This window comes from Streptomyces sp. NPDC047130, assembly GCF_040643475.1.
In the GTDB taxonomy this organism is placed as follows: domain Bacteria; phylum Actinomycetota; class Actinomycetes; order Streptomycetales; family Streptomycetaceae; genus Streptomyces.
Genome location: NZ_JBEYUK010000035.1, coordinates 1 through 7594, shown reverse-complemented (window position 1 = coordinate 7594; position 7594 = coordinate 1). Strand labels below are relative to the sequence as shown.

1 protein-coding gene is annotated in these 7594 nt (G+C 74.9%); it reads left to right on the top strand.

The annotated features are described in order from the left end of the window. Nucleotides 1-263: 263 nt before the first annotated feature. Nucleotides 264-7594, top strand: a 7331-nt coding sequence (locus ABZ836_RS27985) for a type I polyketide synthase (protein WP_361146713.1), incomplete at its 3' end; no start/stop codon positions are given.

Below are 7594 nucleotides of genomic sequence, written 5' to 3'. Positions count from 1 at the left end.
GCCCCTTTCCCGTCCGCTCCGACAGCCCCGCCGATGCCACCGGCCGGCCCGGCCCCCTAAGGGGTCGGGCTAGGGGTTGTCCACGCCTCGGAGCCGTTCGTAGGCTCAGCGAGAGTTTCCGCACGGAATTTCGATTGCCTGCCGAGAACGCCCTTTCCGCATCGAGGAAAAGGCAGACGGAATTCTTTTGTCGCGCGGTCCTGGTAATTCAGCGAATTTCCGCCGCGAAAGTGCGCTGCGGGGTCCGGAGAAGGTGACAGCGAGTGGCCGACGACCAGAAGTACCTCGACTATCTCAGGCGGCTCACCGCGGACCTGCGGCAGACGCGTCGCCGCCTGCGGATCGCCGAGGCGCGCGGCAGCGAGCCCGTGGCGGTCGTCGGCATGGCATGCCGCTACCCCGGGGACGTCCGCTCCCCCGAGGACCTCTGGGAGATGGTCTCCGAGGGCCGCGACGGCATCTCCGCCTTCCCCGTGGACCGCGGCTGGGACACCGCCGCCATCTACGACGAGGCACCGGACGCCGCCGGCACCACCTACGTGCGCGAGGGCGGATTCGTCCACGAGGCCGGCGAGTTCGATGCCGGCCTGTTCAGCATCTCGCCGCGCGAGGCGCTCGCCATGGACCCGCAGCAGCGGCTGTTCCTGGAGACCTCCTGGGAGGCCCTGGAGCGCGCGGGCATCGACCCGCTGTCCCTGCGCGGCAGCCGCACCGGCGTCTTCGTCGGCTCCTCCTCGTCCGCCTACGGCGCCGGGCTGCGCGCCCTGCCCGAGGGCGTCGAAGGACACCTGCTGACCGGCAGCGCCCCCAGCGTCGTCTCCGGCCGGGTCTCCTACGCCCTCGGCCTCGAAGGCCCCGCCGTCACCGTCGACACCGCCTGCTCGTCGTCGCTGGTCGCCATCCACCTCGCCGTGCAGGCGCTGAGGTCGGGCGAGTGCGACGCCGCCCTCGCCGGCGGCGTGACCGTGATGACGAGCCCCGGCATCTTCACCGAGTTCAGCCGGCAGCGCGGCCTGGCCGCGGACGGCCGGTGCAAGCCGTTCTCCGCGGACGCCGACGGCACCGGATGGGCCGAGGGCTCCGGCACGATCGTCCTGCGCCGCCTCGCCGACGCCGAGCGGCGCGGCGACCGGATCCTCGCGGTGATCCGCGGATCGGCGGTCAACCAGGACGGCGCGTCCAACGGCCTGAGCGCCCCCAACGGCCCCTCCCAGGAGCGGGTCATCCTCGCGGCCCTGGAGAACGCCCGCCTGAGCCCCGGCGACGTGGACGCGGTCGAGGCGCACGGCACCGGCACCAAGCTGGGCGACCCGATCGAGGCCCAGGCGCTGCTCGCCACGTACGGTCAGGGCACCCGCCGCGAGCCGCTGCGCCTCGGCTCCGTCAAGTCCAACATCGGGCACGCGCAGGCCGCCTCCGGCGTCGCCGGGCTCATCAAGATGGTGCTCGCCCTCGGCAACGAGCAGCTGCCGCCCACCCTCCACGTCGGCGAACCCACCCCGCACGTCGACTGGTCCCAGGGCCAGGTCCAGCTGCTCACCGAGCCGGTCGCCTGGCCCCAGGACGCGGAACGGCCCCGCCGGGCGGGCGTCTCCTCGTTCAGCATCAGCGGCACCAACGTCCACATCATCCTGGAGGGCCCCGACGCGACGGCCGAACGGGCCGCCGCCGACGGCACCGACGGAACCGTCGACGCCGAGGACGGCGTGGGCGGCGAGGAGGCCGACAGCGGCAGCGCCCCGGCGACGACCGCCGACGCCGGCCGGCCGGTGCTCCCCGTGGTCCCCTGGGTGCTGTCCGGGCACACCGCCGAAGCCCTCGCCGCCCAGGCCGCCCGGCTCACCGCCCTCGCCGACACCGACCCCGCCTCCGTGGGCCGCTCCCTCCTCTCACGTGCGGTGCTGGAGCACCGTGCGGTGGTGGTGGGGGAGGACCGTGCCGGTGCGTTGCGTGCGCTGGCGCGGGACGTGGCGCATCCGGGTGTGGTGCGGGGTGTGGCGCGGTCCGGTGGTGCGCCGGTGCTGGTGTTCCCTGGTCAGGGGTCGCAGTGGCTGGGGATGGGGCGGGAACTGGCGGTGTGGTCGCCGGTGTTCCGGGAGTCGTTGGAGGAGTGCGCGGCGGCGTTGGAGCCGTTCGTGGACTGGTCGTTGTGGGAGGTGCTGGAGAGCGAGGACGAGAGCCTGTGGGGCCGTGTCGATGTGGTCCAGCCGGTGCTGTGGGCGCTGATGGTGTCCCTGGCGAAGCTGTGGCGGTCGGCCGGTGTGGTCCCGTCTGCGGTGGTGGGGCACTCGCAGGGTGAGATCGCCGCCGCGGTCGTGGCGGGTGCTCTGACCTTGTCGGACGGGGCGCGTGTGGTGGCGCTGCGTTCGCGTGCGCTGCGGGCTCTGGCCGGACGCGGGGGCATGGTGTCCCTGGCCGCCGGCTCGGACATCGCGGAGGAACTGGTGGCGGGCTCCGAAGGCCGGGTGTCCGTGGCCGCGGTGAACGGTCCCGGTTCGACGGTCGTGTCGGGTCAGCCGGAGGCGCTGGACGCGCTGATGACGGCGTGTGAGGAGCGGGGCGTGCGCGCCCGCCGGATTCCCGTGGACTACGCCTCGCACTCGGTGCAGGTGGAGGAGCTGCGGGAGCAGATCCTCACCGAGCTCGCCCCGATCACGCCCGTGTCGTCGACGGTCCCGCTGTACTCGTCGCTGACGGGCGGTCGGATCGACACCGCCGAGATGGGCGCCGAGTACTGGTACGACAACCTCCGCTCCCTGGTCCGGTTCGGCGACGCGACCGAAGCACTCCTGGCCGACGGCCGCTCCCTGTTCCTGGAGAGCAGCCCGCACCCGGTGCTCACCCCCGGCATCGAGCAGACCCTGGAGGCGTCCGATCGACAGGGCGCCACCCTGGCGTCCCTGCACCGCGACCGCGGCGACGCGACGCGCTGGCTGACCGCGCTCGCCGAGGCCCACGTCGCCGGTGTCCCCGTCGACTGGGCCACCGTCCTGCCGGAAGCCCGGCCCGTCGACCTCCCCACCTACGCCTTCCAGCACACCCACTACTGGATGACCGAACCCCCCGAGGTCGCCCGCGCCCTGGACGCGGCCACGGGCGGCGATCCGGACGAGACCGAGTTCTGGGACGCCGTCGACCGGCTCGACTACGACCAGGTCGCCGGCACCCTGCACCTCGAGTCCGGCGACGGTCTGGAGACCGTGCTGCCCGCCCTCTCGGTGTGGCGGCGTGGCCGCGCCGAACGCTCCACGGTCGACGCCTGGCGCTACCGCGTCGCCTGGCAGCCCGCCGAGCGGGCCCCCGCCACCGCACTCGACGGGCACTGGCTGCTGCTGCGCACGGAGGGGACGGACGCCGACCACGCCGCGCTCTGCGCCCGGGCGCTGCGCGAGGCCGGCGCGGACCTGACCGAACTGACCGTGCCCGACGACGGCCTCGACCGGTGGGGCCTCAGCGAACTCCTGCGCGGGGCGGCCGGATCCGCCGCGCGGATCAACGGCGTCCTGTCGCTGTCCGCCGACGACCGCAGGCCGCACCCCGAGGACCCGGCGGTCTCCGTCGGACTCGGCGCCACCCTCACCGTCGTCCAGGCGCTGGCCGACGCCGAGATCACCGCACCGCTGTGGTGCCTCACCCGCGGCGCCGTCGCCGCGCACCGCGCCGACCGGATCACCGACCCCGCCGCCGCCCGCGTCTGGGGCCTCGGCCGCGTCGCCGCCCTGGAACACCCCGAGCGCTGGGGCGGTCTCGTCGACCTGCCCGCCGACGCCGAACCCCGCGCGCTGGCCCGCCTCGCCGCCGTACTGACCGGGGCCGAGGACCAGGTGGCCGTACGGGCCGAAGGGGTCTACGTACGCCGCCTGCTCCACGCCCCCTCCACCACCACCGGTGAGCCGGCCCCCCGGCCCGCCGCACCCGAAGCCGTCCTGATCACGGGCGGAACCGGCGCGCTGGGCGCGGAAACCGCCCGGATGCTCGCACGCCGGGGCACCCGGAAGCTGGTGCTGTGCAGCAGACGGGGCGGGGACGCCCCCGGCGCCGCCGACCTCGTCGCCGAACTGGCGGGCCTCGGGGCGGCGGCCACCGTCGTCGCCTGCGACGTCGCCGACCGCGACGCACTCGCCGCGCTGCTCGCCGAACACCCGGTCACCGGCGTCGTCCACGCCGCGGGACTCGACCCGGTCCTCCCGCTCGACGCCACGTCGGTCCCGGAGCTCGCCGACGGCCTGCGGGCCAAGGCCCTCGGCGCCGAACACCTCGACGCGCTCCTCCCCGACGCCGAACTGTTCGTCCTCTTCTCGTCCATCGCCGGCATCTGGGGCAGCGGCGGACAGGGCGCCTACGCCGCCGCCAACGCCCAGCTCGACGCCCTCGCCACCGCCCGCCGGGCAGCGGGCCGGGCCGCCACCGCCGTCTCCTGGGGCTCCTGGGCGGAAGCCGGCATGGCCGCGCGGGACGGCGCCGACGAATACCTCCGACGCCGAGGGCTGCGCCCCATGGCCGCGGCCCTGTGCATCGCCGCGCTGGAGCGCGCGATCGACTCCGAGGACGCCTGCCTGACCGTCGCCGACGTGGACTGGGCACGCTTCACGCCCGCCTTCACCAGCCGCCGGCCCAGCCCGCTGCTGACCGCGCTGCCCGAGGCGGCCGACGCCCTCGCGGAGACCGCGGACGGCGGCGAGACCTCGTCGGACGCCCCGGGCGCCTCCGCGGCCGTGCGGTCCCTGCTGGCCGGGGTGCCCGAGTCGGAACGCGGCCGTACGCTCGCCGACCTGGTCCGCCGCGAGACCGCCACCGTCCTCGGCTATCCCGAACCCGTCGAGGCCGACCGCCCGTTCAAGGACCTGGGCGTGGACTCCCTCACCGCGCTCCAGGTCCGCAAGCACGTCGCCGAAGCCGTCGGTCTGCCGCTGCCCGCGACCCTCGTCTTCGACCACCCCACCCCCGCCGCGGTCGCGCGCCACCTGCTGTCGCTGATCAGCGAGGACGAGCGCGCGGACGCCACGGACGGCACGACGGCCGTGGCGTCCGACGAACCGCTCGCCATCGTCTCCACGGCCTGCCGCTACCCCGGCGGGGTGGACTCGCCCGAGGCCCTGTGGGACCTCGTCGCCGAGGGCCGGGACGGCGTCGGCGCCTTCCCCACCGACCGAGGCTGGCGGGCGGCTCCCGGCGCGAGCGTCGACTTCGCCCTCGAGGGCGGCTTCGTGCACGACGCCACGGAGTTCGACGCCGGACTGTTCGGGATCTCGCCGCGTGAGGCGCTGGCGATGGACCCGCAGCAGCGGCTGCTGCTGGAGACGGCCTGGGAGGCGCTGGAGCGGGCGGGCATGAACCCGCGCGCGCTCCAGGGAACGCCGACCGGCGTCTTCGTCGGCGCCTCCCCCTCCGGCTACGGCGTCGGAGCCACCGACTCCGGCTCCGAGGGGCACTTCCTGACCGGCATGTCGGGCAGCGTGCTGTCCGGCCGCGTCGCCTACACCTTCGGCCTGGAGGGTCCCGCCGTCACCGTGGACACGGCGTGCTCGTCGTCGCTGGTGGCCCTGCACCTGGCCGCCCAGTCGCTGCGCGCCGGCGAGTGCTCCATGGCGGTCGTGGGCGGCGTCGCGGTGATGAGCACCCCCGGTGTCTTCGCCGAGTTCGACCGCCAGGACGGTCTGGCGTCCGACGGCCGGTGCAAGGCGTTCGCGGCCGCCGCGGACGGCACCGGCTGGGGCGAGGGCGTCGGCGTCCTGCTCGTGGAACGGCTGTCCGACGCCCGCCGCAACGGCCACCAGGTGCTCGCGGTGGTGCGGGGATCGGCAGTCAACCAGGACGGTGCGTCGAACGGTCTGACGGCGCCGAACGGTCCGGCGCAGCAGCGGGTGGTGCGGGCCGCGCTGGCGGCAGCCGGGCTGGAGGCGTCCGAGGTCGACGCGGTGGAGGCGCACGGCACCGGTACCCGGTTGGGTGACCCGATCGAGGCGCAGGCGCTGCTGGCGACGTACGGGCAGGACCGTGAGGAGCCGCTGTACCTGGGCTCGGTGAAGTCCAACATCGGTCACACGCAGGCCGCTTCGGGCGTCGCCGGTGTGATCAAGATGGTGGAGTCGCTCCGCCGGGGCGTACTGCCGCGGACGCTGCACGTGGACGAGCCGACGCCGCACGTGGACTGGTCCGCGGGCGCCGTGTCGCTGCTCACCGAGGACCGGCCCTGGCCGGAGGCGGGGCGTCCGCGTCGAGCGGGTGTGTCGTCGTTCGGCGTGAGCGGGACCAACGCGCACGTGATCCTGGAGCAGGCCGCCGAGGCAGCCGAAGCCGCCGAGGTGGCACCGGTGGGGTCCGGGGCGGCGGGGCCGTGGATGTTGTCGGCCCGGTCGCGGGGTGCCCTGGTCGCGCAGGCCGGGCGCTTGGCGTCCTTCCTGGCCGAGCGTCCCGAGGCGGATGCCGCGGCGGTGGCGCACACGCTGGCGACCGGTCGTGCGGCGTTGGAGCACCGGGCGGTCGTGCTCGGTGACGACCGGGACGAACTGCTCACCAGCCTCCGGGCCCTCGCCGCCGACGAGCCCTCACCGGGTGTCGTCAACGGCACGGCACGCAGTGGCCGCACGGGCTTCCTGTTCTCGGGCCAGGGCGCGCAGCGGGTCGGGATGGGCCGTGAGCTGTACGACGCCTACCCGGTCTTCGCCGACGCCTTCGACGCCGTGTGCGCCCGGGTCGACCTCGAACTGCCGCTGCGGGACGTGGTGTTCGGCGAGGACGCGGAGCTGCTGGCGCGGACCGTGTACACGCAGCCCGCCCTGTTCGCCGTCGAGGTGGCGCTGTTCCGCCTGGTGGAGTCCTGGGGCGTGACCCCGGACGTGCTGGTCGGCCACTCGATCGGCGAGATCGCGGCGGCGCACTGCGCCGGCGTGCTGTCGCTGGACGACGCGTGCCGACTGGTGTCGGCGCGGGGGCGCCTGATGGACGCGCTGCCCGAGGGCGGCGCGATGCTGGCGGTGGAAGCCGCCGAAGAGCTGGAGCTTCCGGAGGGCGTGGACCTGGCGGCCGTGAACGGGCCGACCTCCATCACGGTCTCCGGGGACGCCGACGCGGTCGGCGCGCTGGAGGAGCGCCTGCGCTCCGAGGGCGTGCGCGTGAAGCGGCTGGTCGTCTCGCACGCGTTCCACTCGCACCTGATGGAGCCGATGCTCGACGAGTTCGCCGCCGTCGCGAAGTCCCTGACCTACCACGCCCCGACCGTCCCCGTCGTCGCCACCGCTTCCGGCGACCTGGCGACCCCCGACTACTGGGTGGGGCAGATCCGCGAGCCCGTCCGGTTCGCCGACGCGATCGCCTCCCTGACCGACGCCGAGACCCGGACCTTCCTCGAGATCGGCCCGGACGGCACCCTCGCCGCCCTCGTCCCGCACATCAGCGAGGACGCGACCGCCGTCCCGGCCCTGCGCAAGGGAGCGGGGGAGACGGCCGCCTTCGGACGGGCCCTGGCCGGCCTGTTCGCCCAGGGCACCGCCGTGGACTGGGGCCGGTATCTGTCGGGGCCGGGTGTGGGTCTGCCGACGTATGCGTTCCAGCGTGAGCGGTTCTGGCTGGAGGCGGTGGGGGCCGCGGGGGA